Origin of the sequence: Sedimentibacter sp. MB35-C1 (assembly GCF_030913635.1) — a bacterium.
In the GTDB taxonomy this organism is placed as follows: Bacteria; Bacillota; Clostridia; order Tissierellales; family Sedimentibacteraceae; genus Sedimentibacter.
Genome location: NZ_CP133188.1, coordinates 1,990,775 through 2,014,117 on the forward strand (window position 1 = coordinate 1,990,775; position 23,343 = coordinate 2,014,117).

At 36.2% G+C, this 23,343-nt stretch carries 21 protein-coding genes and 1 tRNA gene; 20 read left to right on the top strand and 2 right to left on the bottom strand.

The features are described 5' to 3' along the window. Positions 1–2: 2 nt before the first annotated feature. Positions 3–386 (top strand): RidA family protein, encoded by a 384-nt coding sequence (locus RBQ61_RS09465; RefSeq protein ID WP_308137088.1) that lies wholly within the window; start codon positions 3–5, stop codon positions 384–386. A gap of 126 nt (positions 387–512) precedes the next feature. Here the strand turns inward: RBQ61_RS09465 and RBQ61_RS09470 are convergent, their stop codons facing one another. Next, a complete protein-coding gene (locus tag RBQ61_RS09470) occupies positions 513–1,799 on the bottom strand; it encodes a D-alanyl-D-alanine carboxypeptidase family protein (RefSeq protein WP_308137089.1) in 1,287 nt (428 codons plus the stop codon). A gap of 137 nt (positions 1,800–1,936) precedes the next feature. On the opposite strand from RBQ61_RS09470, the gene RBQ61_RS09475 reads away from it, so the two are divergent. The 19 genes from RBQ61_RS09475 to RBQ61_RS09565 all read left to right on the top strand — a co-directional run bounded on the left by RBQ61_RS09475 (position 1,937) and on the right by RBQ61_RS09565 (position 22,197). Then, positions 1,937–2,509, top strand: a complete 573-nt coding sequence (locus RBQ61_RS09475; RefSeq protein WP_213925254.1) for a ComEA family DNA-binding protein — start codon at positions 1,937–1,939, stop codon at positions 2,507–2,509. A gap of 11 nt (positions 2,510–2,520) precedes the next feature. After that, positions 2,521–3,573: a selenide, water dikinase SelD gene (gene selD, locus RBQ61_RS09480; protein WP_308137090.1), complete on the top strand. Its 1,053-nt coding sequence runs from the start codon at positions 2,521–2,523 to the stop codon at positions 3,571–3,573. 12 nt (positions 3,574–3,585) lie between these two features. Next, positions 3,586–4,986 carry an L-seryl-tRNA(Sec) selenium transferase gene (gene selA / locus RBQ61_RS09485; RefSeq protein WP_308137091.1) on the top strand — a complete coding sequence of 467 codons (1,401 nt, stop codon included), beginning with the start codon at positions 3,586–3,588 and terminating at the stop codon, positions 4,984–4,986. Positions 4,987–4,998: 12 nt separating this feature from the next. After that, the gene (selB, locus tag RBQ61_RS09490) at positions 4,999–6,903 is read left to right on the top strand and encodes a selenocysteine-specific translation elongation factor (protein WP_308137092.1); all 1,905 of its coding nucleotides are present in this window, start codon (positions 4,999–5,001) and stop codon (positions 6,901–6,903) included. 104 nt (positions 6,904–7,007) lie between these two features. Further along, on the top strand, positions 7,008–7,694 hold the full coding sequence (locus RBQ61_RS09495) for a response regulator transcription factor (protein WP_213925250.1): 687 nt from the start codon (positions 7,008–7,010) through the stop codon (positions 7,692–7,694). A 324-nt stretch (positions 7,695–8,018) separates the two neighbouring features. Next, positions 8,019–9,095 carry a glutamine-hydrolyzing carbamoyl-phosphate synthase small subunit gene (gene carA, locus RBQ61_RS09500; RefSeq protein WP_308137093.1) on the top strand — a complete coding sequence of 359 codons (1,077 nt, stop codon included), beginning with the start codon at positions 8,019–8,021 and terminating at the stop codon, positions 9,093–9,095. Next, entirely contained in the window at positions 9,082–12,288 is a 3,207-nt protein-coding gene (carB, locus tag RBQ61_RS09505; RefSeq protein WP_308137094.1) for a carbamoyl-phosphate synthase large subunit, read from the top strand. Before carA ends, carB begins: the two co-directional genes overlap by 14 nt. Before the next feature lie 48 nt (positions 12,289–12,336). Continuing rightward, positions 12,337–12,433 (top strand) — tRNA-Sec (locus RBQ61_RS09510). 13 nt (positions 12,434–12,446) lie between these two features. Beyond that, positions 12,447–12,818 (top strand): universal stress protein, encoded by a 372-nt coding sequence (locus RBQ61_RS09515; RefSeq protein ID WP_308137095.1) that lies wholly within the window; start codon positions 12,447–12,449, stop codon positions 12,816–12,818. Between the two features lies 1 nt (position 12,819). Further along, on the top strand, positions 12,820–13,125 hold the full coding sequence (locus tag RBQ61_RS09520) for a YkvA family protein (protein ID WP_308137096.1): 306 nt from the start codon (positions 12,820–12,822) through the stop codon (positions 13,123–13,125). Between the two features lie 122 nt (positions 13,126–13,247). Beyond that, positions 13,248–13,685, top strand: coding sequence for a hypothetical protein (locus RBQ61_RS09525; RefSeq protein ID WP_308137097.1), 438 nt, complete (start codon positions 13,248–13,250; stop codon positions 13,683–13,685). A gap of 215 nt (positions 13,686–13,900) precedes the next feature. Beyond that, a complete protein-coding gene (locus tag RBQ61_RS09530; RefSeq protein WP_308137098.1) occupies positions 13,901–15,391 on the top strand; it encodes a hypothetical protein in 1,491 nt (496 codons plus the stop codon). A 156-nt stretch (positions 15,392–15,547) separates the two neighbouring features. Then, a complete protein-coding gene (locus RBQ61_RS09535) occupies positions 15,548–16,249 on the top strand; it encodes an ABC transporter ATP-binding protein (RefSeq protein ID WP_308137099.1) in 702 nt (233 codons plus the stop codon). Continuing rightward, complete coding sequence (locus tag RBQ61_RS09540; RefSeq protein ID WP_308137100.1) at positions 16,242–18,029, top strand: efflux RND transporter periplasmic adaptor subunit; 1,788 nt, start codon at positions 16,242–16,244, stop codon at positions 18,027–18,029. Before RBQ61_RS09535 ends, RBQ61_RS09540 begins: the two co-directional genes overlap by 8 nt. Before the next feature lie 12 nt (positions 18,030–18,041). After that, complete coding sequence (locus RBQ61_RS09545) at positions 18,042–19,394, top strand: ABC transporter permease (RefSeq protein WP_308137101.1); 1,353 nt, start codon at positions 18,042–18,044, stop codon at positions 19,392–19,394. Positions 19,395–19,536: 142 nt separating this feature from the next. After that, the gene (locus tag RBQ61_RS09550) at positions 19,537–20,589 is read left to right on the top strand and encodes a mechanosensitive ion channel family protein (protein WP_308137102.1); all 1,053 of its coding nucleotides are present in this window, start codon (positions 19,537–19,539) and stop codon (positions 20,587–20,589) included. A gap of 56 nt (positions 20,590–20,645) precedes the next feature. Continuing rightward, positions 20,646–21,029, top strand: coding sequence for a thioesterase family protein (locus tag RBQ61_RS09555; protein ID WP_308137103.1), 384 nt, complete (start codon positions 20,646–20,648; stop codon positions 21,027–21,029). A 58-nt stretch (positions 21,030–21,087) separates the two neighbouring features. Continuing rightward, positions 21,088–21,549: a transcriptional regulator NrdR gene (gene nrdR / locus RBQ61_RS09560; protein WP_308137104.1), complete on the top strand. Its 462-nt coding sequence runs from the start codon at positions 21,088–21,090 to the stop codon at positions 21,547–21,549. A 15-nt stretch (positions 21,550–21,564) separates the two neighbouring features. Beyond that, on the top strand, positions 21,565–22,197 hold the full coding sequence (locus tag RBQ61_RS09565; protein WP_308137105.1) for a DUF4241 domain-containing protein: 633 nt from the start codon (positions 21,565–21,567) through the stop codon (positions 22,195–22,197). Between the two features lie 73 nt (positions 22,198–22,270). Here RBQ61_RS09565 and RBQ61_RS09570 read toward each other — a convergent pair whose 3' ends face one another. Continuing rightward, on the bottom strand, positions 22,271–23,197 hold the full coding sequence (locus RBQ61_RS09570) for a CorA family divalent cation transporter (RefSeq protein WP_308140106.1): 927 nt from the start codon (positions 23,195–23,197) through the stop codon (positions 22,271–22,273). Between the last annotated feature and the right edge of the window lie 146 nt (positions 23,198–23,343).

Consider the following 23,343-nt stretch of genomic DNA (forward strand, 5'->3'; position numbering starts at 1 on the left):
TTATGTCAAATACAGTAATACAGACAAGCAACGCACCGGCAGCGGTAGGGCCTTATTCACAGGCAATAAAAGCCGGAAACACAATATATGTTTCGGGCCAGCTGCCAATTAATCCGGCAACAGGAGAACTTTACAAAGGTGGAGACATCAAGGAAGAGACAAAAATTTCATTAATGAATGTCAAAGCAATATTGGAGCAGGCAGGAGCATCATTGAAAGATGTTGTTAAATGCACAGTGTTCATCAAGGATATGAACCAGTTTGGACTAATAAACGAAATGTATGCAGAAATATTCGGTGACACTAAACCTGCAAGAGTTTGCGTAGAGGTAGCCAGACTTCCAAAGGACGCAAACGTGGAAATTGACGCTATAGCTGTTGTTTAATTAAGTATTATTGACAATTAAATTAATATTAAAATACAAAATTCAGGTTGAAAAACCTGAATTTTTATTTGTCAGAATGAGTTCTAATAAGTAAATGTGGAATGACGTTGTAGATAGATTAGTTAACTAATTATTGTATCTTTTCCTTCTTTTTTTTCTGTAAATTTTCATTCTTAAATCATTGTAAATTTTTAAAAACAACAACACCGCAACTAGAAACAGAGCGATATATCCCATAATTGTTACTATGGCCGAGAATAATTTATTTCCTGATTTTTCGGTATCCATGCCTTCAACATGAGTAGGAGTTATTAAATTTACAGTTCCTATAACGCTGCCGTCCAGCATATAGTCAATTTTTCCCACTACGCTGTTTTTCTCAAGAGGCAGTGCAATTTCGTTTATGGTAACTTTTGACTCTATATCGTTCTCAGAATCTTTCTTAATTAAAGCCGTGCAATCATTTTCGGTGATCACAGATATTTCCCTGCTGTCTCCGTTACTTACCTGTATATTTTGAACAAACATATTTTTGCTTACTAGTTTTAAGCTTTCATATTCATCGAATCCGTAATTAAACAAATTATGTGCGTCCTGGTACATTTCAAGAGAAACCCCTTTCATTACAACAGCTATAAGCTCTGTACCGTCTTTTTCGGAACTTGCTACAAGGGTGTTACCAGCTTCAGGAGTGTATCCCGTTTTTACGCCGGTTGCATATTCGTACTCGGGACTTATATACATGCCGTCCACACAAATTTGGCCGTATCCGGAAGGGTGTAACAATTTGTTAAGAGTTGCGAAGTATCGGGTTTCATCTTTCTTATTAGTGGGCTTAACTTCATACTTGACAGTTTTAACGATTTTTCTGAAGGTTTCGTTATTCATGGCATACTTGGTTATTAATGCAAGGTCTGCAGCTGTTGTATAATGATTATCGTCATGAAGCCCGTGAGGATTTACGAAATGTGTGTTATAGGCACCGAGTTCTTTAGCTTTTTCGTTCATAAGATCTACAAATTCTTTTTCGCTGCCGCCGTAATGCTTGGCTATTGCAAGTGCGGCATCATTGGCTGAAGGTAGCATCAATGCATAGAGCAAATCTTTTAATGTAAGTATTTCGCCGGGTTCAAGGGCAATATGGCTCCCGGAAATTTCGTAAGGGGTATCATCATCGATTTTTATAACATCTGATAATTCTCCCATTTCTATTGCAAGTATGGCTGTCATTATTTTAGTAAGACTGGCAGGATACATTTTTTTGCTTGCGTCTTTTTCTGCAAGAATGGTTCCTGTCTCAGCATCTATAAGAACCGCAGTTTCACACAAAAGACTGGGGACGGCATAAGCCTTGCTAAAAATTAATAAAAAAATTGAAAAGAACAATAGATAGGCAATTATTTTTTTAATCATATGTGAACTCCTTTAATACAAATCAAGTAATAGTATAGCAGAAATCAAAAGATTTGTAATTAAAATTTTTGATTTTTCAGCAAAATAATGTATAATGTATTTGTAGTATGTCAAATAATTGCGGAAATGGGGGCAATATGTACAATAACCTTAATAAAAAGGGGCTTGCGATTGTTTTAATCATTGCAATAATAATTATGACTGCTGTGGGGATTAAGCTTTCCGGCAAGAAAGAAGAAATAGAATTTAACAGCCAGGAACATATGTATGAGAAAATTGCTGAAGAAGTCGAACAGAATGATGATGACGGCATAATAGTGGTTGATATCGACGGTTCAGTTGTAAATCCCGGGGTGTATGAGATGAAAAACGGTGACAGGGTTAATGATGCCATAACTGCGGCGGGAGGCCTTAAGGAAAATTCCTTTACCGAAAATCTTAATAAAGCTAGAAAATTATTGGATGGAGAAAAAATATACGTATATTCAGTAGAAGAATCAAAAAAATATATAAGTGAAAAATTAATAAATATAAATACAGCATCGGCGGATGACCTCATATCCTTACCGGGAATCGGCCAAGTGTATGCTCAGAGAATTATTGAATACAGAGAAGAAAGAATATTTTCCTCAATTGAGGAAATAAAAAATATTAACGGAATCGGAGATAAAACCTTCGAAAAAGTTAAAGAAATGATAACAATAGAATAGAGAGGTGCAGCATGTCTATAGATAAAGTGCGTTTGACGCAGATGACAAAAGCTTCTGGCTGAGCAGCCAAAATAGGTCCAGAGACCCTTGCTCAAGTGTTGAGCAAGCTTCCGAAATTTAAAAATGATAAATTAATAGTGGGATTGGAAACGTCAGATGATGCATGTGTGTATCAGATAAATGATAAGCTTGCAATGATACAGACAGTGGATTTTTTTACTCCTGTGGTTGACGATCCGTATACTTTCGGTCAGATTGCAGCTGCAAATTCATTAAGTGATGTATATGCCATGGGAGGCGAGCCTGCTCTTGCTCTTAATATAATGGCGTTTCCCAACTGCCTGAGCCCTGATATTATGGCAGAAATACTGAAAGGCGGAGCAAACAAGGTAATGGAAGCGGGGGCAACAATAGCAGGCGGCCATTCAGTGGAAGATGATGAGCCAAAATACGGAATGTGTGTTACAGGATTTGTTGAGCCCGATAAAGTTTTGAAAAACTATGGAGCAAAGCCGGGAGATGTGCTTATACTTACAAAGCCTATTGGAACAGGCATTATAAATACAGCTTACAAGGCGGAAATTTGTTCGAAAGATACGGAGAATAAGGCAATTCATGTAATGGCTTCACTAAATAAAAATGCCAAGAGAGTAATGGAGCATTATCCAGTAAACAGTTGTACAGATATTACCGGTTTTGGGCTTGCTGGACATTCGGCTGAAATGGCTGAAGCTAGCGATGTAACATTTGTCTTAGATATAAAGAAGGTTCCGGTTATAGGAGATGTTTTTGAATATGCAGAAATGGGCCTTGTCCCAGCAGGAGCATATAGAAACAGAAAATTTTTCGACGACAGAGTATCATACGAAGGTGTCGAAGAGAAGTATGCTGATTTGGCATTTGACCCACAGACATCGGGAGGACTTTTATTTTCAGTCAACGAAAAGTATGCTGTGGAAATTCTGGAGAGATTAAAAGAAAGTCTTGATACGGAATTTGCACTGGTAGGAAAAGTAACGGAAAAACAGGGTAAACACATAATAATAAAGGATTCACTGGGATAATGAGGAGCGATCATGGAGAAAAATAAGTTTTATAGACTGATTCCGAAGGTTGACAACCTGATGGAAAGAGATGAGATAAAGTGTCTTTTCACAGATTGCAGCAGAGATCTTGTGGTTGATGCTGCAAGAGATGTTACAGAGAGATTAAGAGAATTTATAAACAATTCTGATGATGAAGATGAAATAGCAAAGAAAATTGAAAGTGTTACTGATGATATCAAAAAAGAAGTAAGAAGCTTTTCTTCTTATAACATGAAAAGAGTTATAAACGCAACAGGCACTGTTTTACATACAAACCTTGGAAGAGCGGTAATTTCAGAAAATATCGCTGAGAGGGTATTAAAGCTTGTAACGGGTTATTCAAATCTTGAGTATGATTTGGAAGAGGGCAAAAGAGGATCAAGATATTCTCATTTTGAAAAAATAGTAACAAAAATTACCGGTGCTGAGGCAGCTATGGCCGTAAACAATAATGCAGCAGCCGTACTGCTCATACTGTCAGCTTTAGCAAAAGATATGGAAGTTGTCGTATCAAGGGGAGAACTTGTGGAAATAGGAGGCTCTTTCAGAGTCCCGGACGTAATGGCGCAGAGTGGAGGACACCTGGTAGAGGTGGGAACAACGAACAAAACGCATTTGCATGATTACGAAAGCGCAATAAACGAAAATACGGCAGTGCTTTTAAAGGTTCATACAAGTAATTATAGAATTGTTGGATTTACGGAATCGGTTACGGTGGAAGAGCTCGCAGAACTTGCGCATAAATATGGCCTTCCTGTGATTGAAGATATTGGAAGTGGTGTGCTTGTGGATTTAAGCAGGTACGGTCTTGAATATGAGCCCACAGTTCAGGCATCTATCAAGGCTGGAGCAGACATTGTGTGCTTCAGCGGGGATAAGCTTTTAGGAGGGCCTCAGGCAGGAGTTATAGTCGGAAAGAAGCAGCTGATAGATAAAATCAAGAAGCATCCTCTGACAAGAGCTTTCAGGATAGATAAATTTACGGCAATTGCCTTGGAGTCAGTTTTCCACGAGTATCTTGATGAAGAAAGAGCAGTAAATAATATTCCTGTTTTAAAATTGATTAATAGAAGTTTTGGAGATATTCAAAAAGCGGCAGAACTGTTGCAAGAAAAATTAACGACTGTTGCAGGCGAATATTGCGATATAAGAATTGAGAGTTGTGAGTCTCAAATAGGAGGAGGATCTCTTCCTCTTGAAAGAATTAAAAGCGTCTGTCTTTCAATAAGGCCGTTAAATATGACTACGGCGGCGCTGGAAAAGCAATTAAGACACATGGAGACCCCGGTTATAGGCAGAGTTGTAAATGACAACCTGATTTTAGATTTAAGAACCGTTCTTGAGGGTCAGGAAGCAACTATTGCTGAAGCATTTAAATGCATTTTCAATTGATTCGGAGGTAAGATGAAGAATATTATAATAGGTACGGCAGGTCATATTGATCATGGCAAAACCACTTTAATAAAAGCATTGACAGGAAGAGATACAGACAGATGGGAAGAAGAAAAAAGAAGGGGTATAACCATAGATTTGGGATTTACATATTTTGATTTGCCTAATGGTAATAAGGCGGGCATTATTGATGTCCCCGGCCACGAAAAATTTATTAAAAATATGCTTGCAGGTGTAATAGGAATGGACCTTGTGCTCCTAGTGGTAGCAGCTGACGAGGGAATGATGCCGCAGACGGTGGAACATCTTAATATACTTAATATGCTTGGCGTTAAGAAAGGAATAGTTGTGCTTACCAAGTATGACATAATAGATCCGGAATGGCTTGAACTTGTTAAAGATGATGTGAGAGAAGGGCTGAAGGATACATTCCTTGAAAGCGCACCTATAGCAGAAGTATCATCAAAGACGGGGTACGGAATTGATAATCTGGCAAACATCATTGTACAGCAGACTGAAATTGAGGTGGAAGACAGAAATATAAATACAATACCGAGACTTCCTATTGACAGGGTATTTTCTATAAACGGGTTCGGTACTGTAATTACCGGGACGCTAATATCCGGTCAGCTTAAAAAGGGTGATGAAATAGAGATTTACCCTGTTAACAAGATAAGCAAGATACGTAACATGCAGGTTCATTCTCAGGATGCCGATATAGCTTATGCAGGGCAAAGGACAGCTGTAAACCTGTTAGGCGTCAAAAAAACAGATTTGCACAGAGGGTGTGTAATTGCCCCTGTTAATTCTATGAAAGATACGAAGATGCTTGATGTAAAGTTGAATCTTCTGAAAAATTCACGACGTATTGTTGAAAATCGCTCAAGGCTTCATCTTTATACAGGAACAAGCGAAGTTCTTTGCAGAGTTGTTCTTTTGGATAGAGATGAACTTTCACCGGGAGAAAGTTGCTATGCACAGCTTAGACTGGAAGAAGAACTTGCTGTTAGAAGAGGGGATAAGTTTATAGTCAGATTCTATTCACCTATGGAAACTATTGGCGGAGGAGAAATAATAGAGCCCATGCCTCTTAAAAAGAAGAGATTTGACGAGAATCTTTTAGAAGAGCTGAAGATAAAAGAAAAGGGAAGCAATGCAGATGTAATCGAAAAAATTATAAGAGAAAATTCTAAAGATATACCCACATTAACAGAAGTTGCTAAAATTACTGCGTTGTCTGAGGAAGAAGTAACTAAAAATGTGGAGGCTTTGGAGGAAGAAGAAAAAATAACAGTTTTCAGGCTTAAGAATGATAGATATATATGGCATAAAAGCTTTGAGAGGAAAATTGAAGAGGATATCGATAAATATTTGTTTAAATATCATGAAAATAACAAATATTCAAAAGGAGCGAAAAAGGCAGAGATAAAAAGCAAGTTCCTGCCTAAGATGAAACAGAACGTATTTGACGTGGTTGTGAATTCTTTTGAGAAAAAAGGGACAATTAAACTGGAAGGAGAATTTGTATCACTTCCATATTTTCAAATTCAATATGACGAGTTTTACAGAGCATGTGAAAATAATGTAACAAATACATTAAATAAAGCCATGTTCGATTTCGTCAAACTGGATGATTTGATTCAAGCTATTAACAGCGACAAGGCTGAGGAAATTATATCACTTATGATTGATGAAAAAAAGATCGTTAAAATTAATGAGGCTGGAATTACAACAGTGGAAATTTTTTATAAAGCCAAAGAACTGTTAGTTGAATATATTAAGAAAAATTCAAAAATTACGGCAGCAGAATATCGCGATGTTTTGAATACAAACAGAAAGATAGCCATAGCCCTTCTTGAATATTTTGATATGAGCAGAGTTACAAAAAGGGTTGGAAATGACAGGATATTGTCTTAATTTATAATGATAATTCAATATTTCCCTTGACAATTATTTCAATCCAATGTAAGATTAATTAAAAGTTTAATTTTTGTAACAAAATAATTTAAGGAGTGTAACAAATGAAGGTTTTGCTAGTAGATGACGAGCTTCTGCTTGTCAAGGGACTTAAGTACAGCTTGGAACAAGATGGATATGAAGTTGATACTGCCCTTGAAGGAAACGATGCATTAAGAAAGATTTCGTTGAATGAATTTGACATAGTAATTCTTGACCTGATTCTACCTGATATTGACGGCCTTGAGGTTTGCCAGAAAATAAGAGAAATTTCAAATGTTCCTCTCCTTATATTGACTGCAAGCAATGAAGATATGAATAAAATATTGAGCCTTGAATATGGAGCCGATGATTATATAACCAAACCTTTTAACATATTGGAATTGAAGGCTAGAATTAAGGCTATTCTCAGAAGGACAAAGGGGTCGGCTCAGAAGCCAAATGAACAGACATTAGTTGTTGATGATTTTGTAATCAACTCTCTTGGAAGAAAAGTTAGTCTTCACGGACATGAAATTAACCTTACCGCAAAGGAGTTTGACTTGCTTCTCTTGCTGGCAACCAATCCGGGCAAAGTGTTTTCAAGGGAAGAGCTTTTGGAAATTATTTGGGGCTATGAGTATTTCGGAGACCTTAGAACTGTCGATGTTCATGTTAGAAGGCTGAGAGAAAAAATAGAAAACAAAAACAAAAATTATGAATATATACTTACAAAATGGGGAGTAGGATATTACTTCAGGAATATCCGCTAAGGATACACTCCCTTCAGGATATATGGTATAACGTGAAAGCGTTATACATAAATCGTGTTTTTTTGATTCAAAAATATTCGTAAAATATTTTAAAAATACATATTGACAAATTGCCTGACTTGTGATATTTTTTATTGAAAATGTATTTGAGGTCTAAGAGTAATGAAAAATTTTATCTATAAAAAAATAAAATTTAATATAAACAAAACAGCAATTATTGGATCTATTATTACTAATGGTATTATTGTTTATTTTTCTTAGCTGTCGCATTTGCGACAGCTATTTTTATATGCAGTATTTTAATAAATATTTTTGGAGGAAAACATGAAAGGAAGACTAATACTGGAAAACGGGATGATATTTGAGGGCCAATGTTTTGGGAAAATAGCCGATTCCGTAGGAGAGGTAGTATTTAATACAGGCATGACAGGATATCAGGAAATTTTAACTGATCCATCTTACTACGGTCAGATAGTGACCATGACATATCCTTTGATAGGTAACTACGGTACTAATTTATATGACCTTCAGTCGGATTCACCGAAGGTTAAGGGGTTTATAGTGAGAGAGCTGTGCAAAATTCCAAATAACTTCAGATGTGAAATAGATTTGGACATTTATTTGAAAAAGAATAACGTAATCGGAATTGAAGGAATTGATACAAGATACCTTACTAAAGTAATAAGAAATACAGGAACCATGAAAGGGATTATAACAGTAAACGAATTAAGCCAAAGTGAAATAGAAAAATATTTTGATGATTTTTCAAATAAGAGTGCAGTGGAAGCAGTATCATCAAAAGAAATAAAAACCATGGGAAGCGGACCTTTGAGAATAGGAGTTCTGGACTTTGGAATTAAAAATAACATTTTAAGATGCTTTATTGAAAGAGGTTGCTCACTTACGGTTTTTCCGGCATTTACGAATGCCGATGAACTGTTGAAATATGACTTTGACGGTATTTTTCTGTCAAATGGTCCGGGTGATCCCAAGGACATTCCTGAGGCAATAGAGACCGTAAAAGCATTAACGGGAAAAATACCCATAGCGGGAATATGCCTAGGTGTCCAGATAATTGCTCTTTCATTAGGCGCTAAGACTGAGAAGATGAAGTATGGACACAGGGGATGCAACCACCCTGTAAAGGATTTGAAAACAGGCAAGGTTACAATCACGTCACAAAATCATGGATATGTGGTAAACAAAGATTCTCTAGGTGATTTTCTGGAGATAACACATGTGAATTTAAATGACGGAACCATTGAAGGGTTAAGACATAAGACGTTACCTGTCATGGGAGTGCAGTATCATCCAGAAGCAAGTCCGGGACCTCACGATTCAAACATAATTTTTGACGACTTTATAAATATGTATAAGGAGAAAAATAATGGCGTTAAATAAAGACATAAAAAAAGTATTGGTTATAGGGTCAGGCCCTATTATTATAGGCCAAGCGGCCGAATTTGATTACTCAGGCACGCAGTGCTGCAGAGCTCTGAGAGAAGAAGGAATTGAAACTGTTTTGATAAATTCCAACCCTGCAACAATTATGACGGATACGGATATTGCGGACAAGGTATATATAGAGCCTCTTACGGCAGAGTACGTTGAAAAGATAATTGCGAAAGAAAGACCTGACAGCGTTATCGCCGGAATGGGAGGTCAGACAGGTCTTAATCTTACCGTAGAATTATACGACAGAGGAATACTGGATAAGTACAATGTAAATGTAATAGGAACAAGTGTGGAGTCGATTAAAATAGGGGAAGACAGGGAAAAGTTTAAAGAAATGATGAATAAAATAAATGAACCCATTGTCGATTCTGAAATAGTAAACAGCATGGATGAAGGGCTGAAAGTTGCATCCAGAATAGGCTATCCCATAATTATAAGACCTGCATATACACTTGGAGGAACAGGCGGCGGAATCGCATTAGATGAAGACGAACTGAAGGGAATATTGTCAGCAGGTCTTCACCTGAGCATGAACAAACAGGTTCTGATAGAGAAGAGCATTAAAGGCTGGAAGGAAATAGAATATGAAGTTATGAGAGACAAAAACGGCACTTGTATTACAGTGTGTAACATGGAGAATTTTGACCCCGTAGGTGTTCATACAGGTGACAGTATCGTTGTGGCACCTTCCCAGACGCTGTCAGATGTGGAATATCAGATGCTCAGAACCGCCTCTATTAAAATTATAGATGCAATCGGTATTGAAGGAGGCTGCAATGTGCAGCTTGCATTAAATCCGAGCAGCCTCGAATATGCGGTTATAGAAATAAATCCGAGAGTGAGCCGTTCATCCGCGCTTGCTTCGAAAGCAACAGGCTATCCAATAGCAAAAGTTTCAACTAAAATAGCTCTGGGATACGGGCTTGATGAAATATTAAATCAGGTAACAGGAAAAACATATGCTGCGTTTGAGCCTACTCTTGATTATGTTGTATTAAAAATACCTAAGTGGCCATTTGATAAATTCTTTAATGCTAAAAGAATATTAGGTACAAAAATGATGGCAACAGGCGAGGTAATGGCAATAGGCAGCTCGTTTGAACAGGCGCTGTTAAAAGCTGTACGCTCTCTTGAAATAAAGCAGTATACATTGTACAATGAAAAATTATCGCAAAAAAGTACAGTGGATTTAAAGGCCAGAATTCAAAATCCTGATGACGAGAGACTTTTTTGCATCGCCGAGATGATGAGAAGAGGATATAAGATTGATAAAATTGCAGAACTTACAGGTGTTGATAAATTTTTCCTGTACAAAGTATGTAACATAATAGAAGAAGAAGAACTTCTCAGAAATTCTTCCTTGCATGAGCTTGATAAAAACTGGCTTAAGAAGCTAAAAAAAATGGGCTTTTCAGACAAGGGAATAGCAGACTTGACCGGAAGCAGTCCGGAGGATGTTTACAAACTGAGAATGAAAAACCATATAGTTGCATCATATAAAATGGTGGATACCTGCGGTGGGGAATTTGATGCAGTTTCCCCATACTACTATTCAACCTATGATGAATACGATGAAGTCAATGTTACAGAAAATAAAAAAATACTTGTAATTGGCTCAGGGCCTATACGAATAGGTCAGGGTGTTGAATTCGACTATTGCTCGGTTCACAGCATATTTGCTCTTAGAAAATGCGGCATAGAGACAATAATAGTAAATAATAATCCTGAAACGGTGAGTACAGATTTTGATATAGCAGATAAACTGTATTTTGAACCGCTTACAGAAGAAGATGTTCTGAATATTGTTGAGAAGGAGAAACCTGACGGAGTTATACTTCAGTTTGGAGGCCAGACAGCAATTAAGCTTGCAAATTTCTTTAAACAAAAGAAAATAGCAATTTTGGGAACTGATCCCGAACAAATAGATATGGCGGAAGACAGAGAAAAGTTTGATGAAATGCTGGAAAGCCTGAATATTAAAAGGCCTAAAGGAAAAGCAGTAACCAATATTGAAAATGGTAAAAAAACAGCAGAAAATATAGGGTATCCGGTGCTTGTGAGACCTTCTTATGTACTTGGCGGTCAGGGAATGGAAATAACATATTCAGAAGAGGAACTGGTAAATTATCTCAGCAATGCATTTGCAAATGATTCAAAAAATCCCGTGTTGATTGACAAATATATTGTAGGGAGAGAAATAGAGGTAGATGCTATTTGCGACGGAGAAGACATACTTATTCCAGGAATTATGGAGCATCTCGAGCGAGCAGGAGTTCATTCGGGAGACAGTATCTCAATTTATCCTCCTAAGAATTTAAGTGCTGAGATAAAAGAGAAGCTTGAAATAATAACAAAAAAAATAGCAACTTCATTAAAGACAGTTGGAATGGTTAATATCCAGTTTATAGAATTTGAAGACGAACTTTATATTATAGAAGTAAACCCTCGTTCAAGCAGGACGGTTCCGTACATCAGCAAGGTAACAAAAATTCCTATGATTGAAATAGCTACAAGAGTTATGCTCGGTGAAAAACTTGAATCCATGGAATACGGCACTGGACTATATAAGGAATCAGAATTGGTTGCAATAAAAGTTCCCGTATTCTCCACACAAAAGCTTGAAGGGGTGGAAGTAAGCCTTGGGCCTGAAATGAAATCAACTGGAGAGGTTCTGGGGGTAGGTAGAAGCTACAGAGAAGCGATGTACAAGGGATTTAAAGCTGCCGGATTCAAAGAGCCAAGTGTCGATAAAATAATTATTGCAACAATAAGGGACAGGGATAAAGAAAACTTTAAGCCTGTTGCGGTAAAATTAAATCAATTGGGGTATAAATTTGCAGCAACAGAAAAGACTGCTCAATTCCTCAATAATAACGGAATAAAGGCTGCAATGGTCAAAAAAGTCAGAGAGGACAGCCCTAACATAATTGATCTGATAAGAAGCGGAAATGTTGGATTTGTTGTGGATATTCCCACAAAGGCAAATAATTCAAATACGGACGGCTTTAAAATCAGAAGAACAGCAATCGAAAACTCCATCAACGTTTTTACTTCCTTAGATACATTGTCGGCATTGACAGATATTATGGAATTGAAAATTATGGATGAGGATACAGATGTTTATAATATATGCAGCTAAAATAAATGCTTGAATTTAGTTTGAGTATATGTTATCATGTTATCCGATGGGGATAGATAGGTGCTGGTGTGCCTCCTGGTCTTCAAAACCAGTCGCGGGGCGTTTGCTCGTCCTGGGTGGGTTCAATTCCCACATATTCCCGCCATTTAAGGAGAATAATGATGCATAAAAATGTATTAGTGTGCGTTACGCAGCAAAAGACATGCGAGAGGCTCATACATCAAGGCGCTGAATTATCAAAGGATCAGCCTTCCGGCTTATATGTTCTGCATGTTGTAAATGAAAAAGATAAGCTGCTGTATAACCTCAGTGATGGAGATGCATTAGAGTATTTATTTGATATTACTAAAGGTGTAGGAGCTGAACTGACAGTTAAAAGATCTAAGGATGTTATTAAAACTATAGTTGATTTTGCGGAAGAAATGAAAATAACCCATATTGTGCTGGGAAACCCGGGGAAAAAGGATCCTGCCAATGATTTCGCTTCAAAGCTCAAGAAAAGACTGCCGGACAGGGCCTTTGTAATCTAAGATGAACAGATTTTATTTGATTTTTAAATTTTTATTTGATAAAAACATTCCGATTAAGGAAAAATGGTGGATTATACTACCGATGATTTATATTGTAAGCCCTATTGACTTGATACCGGCACCGGTGTTGGGATTAAGTATCATTGATGATGCAGTGGTGTTTTTATACCTACTAAGTGTAATAAACGGCAAAACAAAAAAATATTACGGAAATGCTTATAAAAAAGATAAAGGTCAAAAAAATCAGCAAGAAAATATAGTTGATAATGTAGAATATGAAATAAAAGATGATGAGGATGAACAGTAGTTCGTCCTTTTTTTATCCAATTTTGCAATATTAACAAATATTATAAAATTTGGTATAAAATGCATTATACTTATGATATAATGTTAAAGGTACAATTAATAGTATAGCAAGTGGAGGAAAAAATGAGCAAATTGTTTAAATCAGCAAAAATGACATTGATTGCTATTGTTGCCGTAATTTATATGGTTTTGAGCTTATTTATATTCTATAAAACTGTTAAACCGTCGCCTGTAATACTATACCCCTCTTTTCAAGAAATAGAAATAAATACGCCTGACAGAGATAATCCTGCTGTTAAGCTGCTGTCATTTCAAACAACCGTTGTAAACAGGAGTAAAAAACATATAGATTTAAAATTATATTTTTATAAAGATAAAAAGTCCCAAAAATGGTATCCATATTATGATCTTATTCCGGAGGTATATGTAACCGAAGTATACAGAATTGAACCGGGACAAAAAAAGGAGATTTCCTCCGAAACGATCATTGAATCAGATGATGAAAGATTGATAAACTCTTACCTGCTTGATGTTAAAGTAAAATATAAAGTTGTTAAATAATCTAACCATTCATTACATCAATAGGCTTAATTCCGGAAAAAGTCTAAAAATTTTCCAGCCTTATACTGTTCGACTTCGGGTGCTTAGGCTATATAGAAACAGAAAAATAATTTAACAATAATATTCCAAAATATTAAAATATTATTAAAAATATCTTTATTTTTGTCGAAATTACTGTTAAGATATAGTTGGACTACCATATTGGAGGGTGGATTATGAATAACAATTACAAAATCGTCCGCACTATTTTTGAAAATGTATTCCAAAGAGTGTTGGAATGTAAGGATAATGATACAGGAGATGTGTTTTACAGCAATGTTATAACGAGTCGAAAAATAATTAATCTTATCAATTTGGAAGAATTGAAGAAAATTCCATCCAACATTTTGGAGTGTTTTAACACTGAAGACAGAATATATATATACACGAAGCCTCTTAAGGCGGAATGCAAGGGTTTAAAAGAGTATCTTGACTCTTCTCTTACATTGAAGCAGCAGTTTGCTTTATCTGAAAATGTAATAAATCTAGCTCAGAATATTTTTAATATGACAGATATTGTGCAGCAGAAGATTTTGGATACAGACAAGCTTTATGTTGACTCCGAAAATAACATATATGCAGACTGCAACCTTATATTTGAACAGGAGTATGATATTGCAGACAATGAAACATTTAAGAGGCTGGGAAATATAATTCATTTTATTTTTGCCGGTTCCGAAATAATTGATTACAATATTTCAGATTCAATTCCACCAGATATTCTTAAGATTATAGTAAGGTGCCTGACAAAGGAATACATATTTCCTAATGATGTAATAGGTGAAATGAAAAAATCTCCAATATATGCAATGATTTTCGGAGAAAAAACGGCTCTGCCTGAGTATGGTACGAATGAAGAAATCAAACCAGATACAGTTATTGAACAGGAGGATTTAAATACAGCCTATGAGGAATCTGCCTTGGGCGAGTACGATGATGATGGTTCGGTTCTTGATATATATGTTAATGACAGCCGCCCTGTTCCAGAGAAAAACAATAAAAATCAATTTAATAAAAAAGAGCTTATAAGAATTGTGCTTACAATACTTGTTGTAGTAATAGTGCTGTTTTTGGGAAATAAGATAATAAAGTCATTCAATAAAGCTGATCCGGCGAATTCAGATAATACGAACGGCAGCGCAGAAAATGAAACGCCGCCGGAAGTTCCTCCTGCATCAGAAAATCAGACGGGGGATGAAGAATCACCGGCTGGTGCAATAACCGATTCAACAGAAGTATATTTTAACGATAATCTTCTGACTAGTATCGGGTATACGGGAAACAAAGCCGGGATAGATGATACCATATATGTAGAAGGTAAGAATTCTCTTGTTGTTTCCAACGAGACAGATGAAAAAATCAAATCATTGTTTGCCGCTGTTAACTTCGGGGATGATAAATTCAGTTATATGCTAAAGAAACAAATAGGTATAGCAGCTAAAATGAAATCTGAAACAGATGTAACGGCACAGGTGGTTATTGAAGCGTACAAAGACGGATCCTTGACATCAAATTTTCATACAAATACAAAAATCAGCAATGACATATGGTCTCAATTTACAGTACCTATAAATGTAACTGATGCGGATTCACTGAACATATACATAGAATATGAAGGAAAAAATAAGATTTGGATTGATTCTATAAACATTGATGTTATTAAATAAACTTTGCAATGACGGAAAGGTCCGGATTTATCATTGACATGTGATAATCAGGGCCTTTAGATTGTTTAAAAAAAATTAAGAAAAATTTAAAAAGGAAGAACTTTTTTGATGTTTTATACGTCATATAAAATGGACTGTATCTTAAAGAGGTGAAATATGGAAATTATAAGAATGGAAAATATCTCAAAGCTCTACAAATCCGGACAGATTGAGGTGGATGCACTAAAGAACATATCATTTTCAATAAAAGAAAAGGAATTTGTATCAATAATGGGTCCTTCGGGTTCGGGGAAATCTACTCTGCTAAATGTCATAGGGTGTCTGGATCAAGCATCAAAAGGTACATATGAGCTTTCAGGCAACCATGTAGATAAATTGAGTGATTCTAAAATGTCAGATATCAGAAACAAATTTATTGGATTTGTGTTTCAGAACTTTCATTTGCTGCCGAGAATGACTGCGATAAAAAATGTTGAAATTCCTCTTATCTATAGAGGAATGGATGCGAAGACCAGGCATGAACTTGCGTCAAATGCATTAGAGCAGGTAGGGTTGAAGGAGAGAATGAAGCATCTTCCTTCACAAATGTCCGGTGGTCAGCAGCAAAGGGTTGCAATTGCAAGAGCAATAGTTGGAAATCCTTCAATTATTCTTGCGGATGAACCTACGGGTGCACTGGATACGAAGACCGGGGATTTGATTATGGAATTATTTGTTGAATTAAATCAGAAGAGTTCAATGACAATTGTTCAGGTAACTCATGAGGAAGAAATTGCCGAATATGGCAGCAGAATTATAAGATTGGTAGATGGAGAAATAGTTTCTGACGAAAGCAGTGGAGGTAAAGTAAATGTATAAAAAAGTAGCGTCAATATTAGCAGTTTTATTAGTCGTATTCGCAGGGGGCTATTTTACGGCGAAGCAGTTAGTACCTGATTCCGCTCAGGTCTCAACCGGCCCCAGATATGCAACGAAGGCCGTTGAAAGAGGAGATATAACTCAGGGTGTAAACATTTCAGGTCAATTAAACGGAAACTGGGGAGGTTCCATTACCGTTCCCAAACCGGAGGGTGTGACTGATTCAAATGGTTCGCCTATAAGTGTTACATACACTGTTGAAGAAGTTTTTGTACAGCCGAATCAAATGATTAAAAAAGACGATAACCTGGTTAGGCTTTCAGCAAACAATCTTACTGATATATTGGATGAATTAACAGAAAGCATCCAGAAAAAGCAAGAAGAAATTCAAGATAAAAATGAGGAAATAAGTACCAAAACAAAAGATCTTGGAAAACTCCTAAACAGAGATGTAACAGATATAAGTCAGGTTAATCCTTATGAAGGCATTGTTTTTTCTGCTCCTATCAGAGGAAGAATCACAGAACTTAATATTGAAGAGGGCGAGAGAGTTGAAAATTATAATATTGCAACCATTGTTGACGATAGTAAAGTAAAAATATCATTTAAAGTAAATACATATGAATATTCAAACGTTAAAGTCGGACAAAAAGTGTTGATGCAGTACAGGAAAAAACTTGAAAGCGGTGGATCACAGACTGCATTTGACGGTTTCTACCTGGGAACCATCAAGAAAATAAATGCAAATTCTGTTCCTAATTCAGACGGAATGACATATGTACATACAGGAGTTATTGAAGCCGATAATCCTGGACTTGTGCAGCCGGGAATGATAGTTGCAATTTATACGGATAACAATGGTTTGCCGGGAACCGGTTTTTCTTACAGCGGAGATGTTGATTCCTTTGTAGATGAAAAAAAGGTATCATACAGCAGATTCTCAGGCGGAGATGATGCAAATATAATTGCAACCGAAGTTTATGTATCCACAAACGAATTTGTCGAAGAGGGAGATGTGCTGGCAAAAATCGCAGGAAGTGATGTTGTTGATTCCATTCAGACTGAAGTGAATGCTATTAAAACAATCTATGAATCTATCGATACATTAAACGAGGATATAGAAGATATTTATAAGAAAATTGATAAGGTTTCAGAACTGACAACAAAATTAATGGTAACAGCACCGTCGGACGGGATGGTATCTTATGTTATGTACGATGTGGGAGACACTATAGAGGCATCTGAAAGCAGCGACAAGTGGTCACTGCAGCTTTTGGATATGTACAACACCGATGAAATGTATATAAACACCACCGTAAGCGATCTTGACGTGCTGTATATTACACAGGATGCTCCTGTTGAAGTAACTGTGGACGCTCTTCCCGGAGAAGAATTTGAAGGTACCGTCATGGGGCTGGATCAATATACCAACAGAGAGGGAAAGACTGTATACAATGTGCAGATAAAAGTTGAAGGAAGAGAAGGGCTGAGACCTGGTATGAATACCAACTGCTTTGTTAATTCGGGAGAATCTGATGATACACTGTTGGTTCCTATAGAAGCAGTATTTGAGGAAGGCGGAAAGCAAAAGGTTGAAGTGCTTAATGAAGCAGAAGAAGCAGAGGTTGTGGAAATTGAAGTCGGCTTAATGAACGACATGTATGTCGAAGTATTAAGTGGATTGGAAGAAGGACAGCTTGTTGTAACAGGCAGTACGAAGGATTTAATGCCAAGTCAGTCGGTGCCTGAAAATGACTCATTGCTGCCGGCCGGAAATTAAGGAGTGATGACAATGCGTGATAAGGGAAAAATTCTATCTTCTCTTGTTAGATTGAAGTTTTCGGCATTAATGGCATTTGACGGAATAACGTCTAATTTGCTGAGGACATTTCTGACTGTGCTTGGCATATCCATAGGGGTTGCTGCAGTTGTAAGTCTGATGGGAATAGGTGAAGGTGCGAGAAGGTCTATTGTTTCTCAATTTGAAAGCCTCGGCGAAAATGTTATTGTAATCAAATCAAATGCAGATAATGTTGTCTTTGATAATGATGAAGCTGAGTCAATGTCTGAAAGAATAACTGGCATAGAGTATTCAACACCTGTGGTGTATACGGAAGATACTCCGGTTAGATGGAGAAGAGATGAAAGTGAAATGAATATAGTCGGTGTAAATCAAAATTACCCTGAAATAAAGGACCACCAAGTAGTTTCGGGAAACTTTTTTACATCGCTTCATGTAAAACAAAGATCACCGGTTGCCGTATTAGGATACAATGTTGCTAATAATTTCTTAAACGGAAGAAGCCCTGTGGGACAATCGCTGAAAATAAATGGAATTAACTATCTTATAGTAGGAGTGCTTTCAGAGAAGGGTGAAGGGAATGGTGACGGAATAGATGATAAAATAGTAATTCCGTACACCTCGGCAATGAAAATTACCAATACTAAAGATATTTTGGAAATTTGGGCGAAATCAAACAGCGCCGAGGATGCGGAGCTTGCTATGGTTCAGCTTGGAAGAATTTATAAACGAAAGATTGGGATGGGAAGCAATATTCGTCCTAGCAACGGACAGGAAGGTGAAATGACAGAAGAAGGGGAAATTGTTGAAGAGAGCGTTGCTGTTTCCGAAGCGGAACCGGCGCCGGAAACTGGTACGGAAACTTCGGGAAATGATGAAAATGTATTTGAAAAGGGAGAAGAACCTCTCACAATTACAAGCCTGAATAACCTGGTCAAGGAAGCTGATCAGGCCAATAGAATAATGACGGTGCTGCTGGGAGGAATAGCGGCGGTTTCGCTGTTGGTAGGCGGCATAGGAATTATGAATATCATGCTTGTTGCTGTAACGGAAAGAACAAGCGAAATTGGCGTAAGAAGAGCGTTGGGAGCAAAAAAAGAAGATATGCTTATTCAATTTTTGCTTGAAGCAATATATGTAAGCATTATTGGATGTGTAGTAGGGATATTAATTGGTTCGTGGGCAGTAAGCATAGTATCAAAATACGGACTGTCAGCAGTTGTAAGTTTTGATTCAATAAAAATATCAGTATTTGTAGCGTTGACTTCGGGACTTTTGTTTGGAGTTTATCCGGCAATAAACGCATCAAGCCTTCCTCCTGTAGAAGCCTTGAAAAGACAATAAATTTTTTAAAAGAGGTTTTAGTTATTTTAAAACCTCTTTTAAATTTACCATATTTGTTATATAATATGCGTTACAAGCTATTGCATGCAGTTTTAGATGTTCTGCAGTAAGTCAAAAAACTTATACTTAAGGAAGGTTAATTATGATATTAACAGGTAATTTAGAAGCATCAACAATTGTAAAATCATTTTTCATAATTGTGGCATTATTAATGTTCAGAAGTTTGATAACCAAGTCGATAATAAAAATCATACGCAAACTTACTGAACGATATAAATTAAGTTATGCCGTATTAATAATTGATTCTATTGAAAAACCTCTTTTAAATTTAATTACATACACTGCCGTTTATTTAGGAATCATAGTATTTCCCATAAATCCGTCAATATATGTATTTATAAGCAGACTATACAGGGCTATGTTAATTATAACGGTAACACAGGGGCTGCTTAGATTAATTACATCATACTCAGAGGCCCTTAACAGTAATTACATAAATGAAAAATCAAGTTCACAAATGGCTAAAACAGTATTTCCTGTTTTATCAAAACTTATAAAGACGGTTGTTGTAATCCTTGCTGTTGTTGCAATAGCTGTTGAGTTTGATTTCAAGCAACTTAGCAGCATACTGGCAGGCCTGGGAATAGGAGGCGCAGCATTAGCTTTAGCTTCTCAGGATTTAATAAAAAACTTTTTCGGCGGATTCGTCATACTTACTGACAAGTCATTCAGTGTAGGAGACTGGATAAGGGTAGATTCCTTTGAAGGTACAGTTGAAGAACTGGGGTTGAGAAGTACAAAAATAAGAACAATAGGAAAAGAATTGGTTATTGTACCAAATTCAAGGTTTGCCGACAGAGAAGTTATAAATTACAGCAACAGGGAAAACAGAAGGGCAAGTTTTACACTTGGCGCTGTATACGGAACACCGGAAGAAAAAATGAAAATTGCAATAGAAAGAATAAAATCAATGCTGGATTCTCATTCGAGGGTTGCTGGGGATACATCTATTGTTAAATTTACTGGCTTTGGGCCAAGTTCTTTGGACATTGCGGTTCAATATTTTACAAATACAGCAGACTATGCTGAGTTTATGGATATTACCAACGACGTTAATTTTAAAATAATGGAGATATTTACAGAGGAAAACATAGAATTTGCATTCCCTAGCATGAGCGTATATATGAGTAAATAGTTTCAAAATTTTGCATAGTAATAGAAAGTTTTGGCAAAATAGGAAGGGAGATATAAATGGAATTTAATTTAAGAGTCGGGATGAAAAACAAATTAGAAAAAATTGTTACGATGAACGATACCGCAAAAGTATTTGGAAGCGGAGCTGCTGAAGTATTTGCAACTCCTATGATGATAGGTATGATGGAAGGAGCTTCCATGAATACTGTTAAGGAGTATTTACCCGAAGGCTTTTCAACTGTAGGAATAAGCGTTAATATAAAGCATGTAAGCGCAACCCCTGTTGGAAAAAAGGTTTGGTCAGAATCCGAGTTGATTGAAATAGATAGAAAGCGTCTTGTATTCAGGGTGAATGCGTATGATGAAGACAAGAAGATTGGTGAGGGAGTTCATGAGCGGTTTATAATTGACGAAAAAAAGTTCATGGATAATTTAAAATAATAATTTTGTTTACTTTATACAGTTTTTTTAGTAAAATCAGTAAAAGGAGATAATTATTATGAAATGCCCTAAATGTAATTATTCTGAAAGTAAGGTTGTTGATACCAGACCTACAGATGACGGTTTTAAGATAAGAAGACGCAGAGAATGCATGGAATGCGGACATCGATTTACAACATATGAAAAAATAGAAGAAACACAAATAGTGGTGGTAAAGCGGGATGGAACAAGACAGGGCTACAACAGAGATAAAATTATAAACGGACTAATAAGAGCCTGTGACAAACGTTCAGTCAGTCTTGAGCAGATAGAGAATATCGCTGACAAAGTGGAAAAACAGCTTTTGAACACATTCCAGAACGAGGTGTCAACTGAAGTTATAGGTGAATTGGTGATGAATGAACTTCAAGGGGTGGATGATGTAGCATATGTGAGGTTTGCATCAGTTTATAGGAAATTCAAGGATATCAATACTTTCATGGATGAGTTAACAAAAATACTTGATGAAAGAAAAAAATAGTAAAAGGAGCATAATATGTATATTAATTTTGATGTGCTTAACATAACAAACGGAAATACAAAGATGACAGACACTGAATTCGGAAGAATGCAGATAGAGAAAATCGAAGCAGGAAAGTTAAAATCGACAACTGGGAAAATAATTGCCACAGATCCTATTTTGATGTATGATGACGAAAGCTATTCTGAGCGCGTAAAACCGGGCACATACAGTGTGTACATATATGTTGGGAAAACTGAAAACAGAAAGAAACAGACAGTCGCGGCAGAACTAAGAATTAATGATAATCCTCCGGTTAAGTGGGAGATGGCACTTCTCAGTGGAGAATCTTCAAACGGATTTGCTCAGGATGAGTTTATGGGCTACGAGGTAGAAAACGGACTTGGCTGCTTTATGGATGAATCAGTTATGAATATTTTGGATACTATGAGTGAGGAAGAGCTTGATGAATATGAAAAATCTGTAAGGGATGCAGTGAGATTGAACGAATGTTCCTGTGCAAATATAGTAGTTGATGAGCCAACAGGCAGAAATATAATTATTTTTGCAAGTGGATGGAATGAGGGTACATTCCCAACTTATTACGGATATGATAAAAATAAAAAACTTGCAAGACTTGTTACGGATTTTATGGTTATAGAAAAATAAATTATTAAGAGCAGCATGGCGAATCAAGCTGCTCTTTTTTAAATTAGGTAGTGAAAGCTGCATGCAGCTGTTTTTACCATAGTTTCTTTTTCTTAAATATCCACAGACAGAACGCTAAAGTAGACATGCTCAAAATTATGACAAACATATAGCCATACTTCCAGTGAAGCTCAGGCATGGAGGAAAAGTTCATTCCATACCACCCAACTATGAATGTAAGTGGAGAAAATATAGCCGTAAGCACGGTAAAAAGTTTCATGATATTGTTAAGGTTTATATCAAGCTGAGCTTGGTAAGATTCTCTTATCTGGGTGACATAGTCGCGAAGATTTCCTACTTTTCGGTTTAGCCTCTCAATTCTGTTCAGTAGTATTACGAAGTATGCAATTGATTTTTTATCGAGTATGCTATTTTCATTTTCTGTTAAATTTTCAACAACGTCCATCAGGGGCTCATAGTGCTTTTTTAAAAACAAAAGCTTATTTTTCAGTAGGACAATATCCTTTATATAATCTTTTGTTTTTCCTTTTAAAACATCCTCTTCAACGCTTGAAATTTCAGTTTCCAAATTTGACAGCATGCTGTAATCTTTTAAAGTCATTTTATCAATTAAATTATATAAGATTTTTTCTGTGCTTATGCCCATTAAGCCTTTGCTGTAAATGTCATTTTGTATTTCTCTGAACAAATCCAAATACTTGTCAGATATAAATACCAGATACTTTTTTGTAATATAAAAATTCAACTCAGATACAGAAAAAAAGCTTTCATTTGGGCCGATTATGTTTAAAATTCCAAAGCTATAACTGTCATATACATCCAGTTTCGGCGTATCTTCGTTATGGATGCAATCATAAATTGTCTGGTAGCTGAAATGAAAGAAGTTATTATTTGCATTTATCTCTTCTGGAGTAAGTATGACCCAATACTTATTATTTTCATCTTTTTCAAGTTCTTCCATGTTTGATTCAACAAGATTGTCCTGAAGTATTTTATACACAGTCAATAAAATCACCTCTATTTATTAATGTAGATTTAAGGAATATAGTATTTAATATATTTTAACAAATTTTTTAAAAATAACAAGTTAACAATTATAAAAATTGCAAGCAATAAAATGATATAAAATGAACATAGAATCTTGAA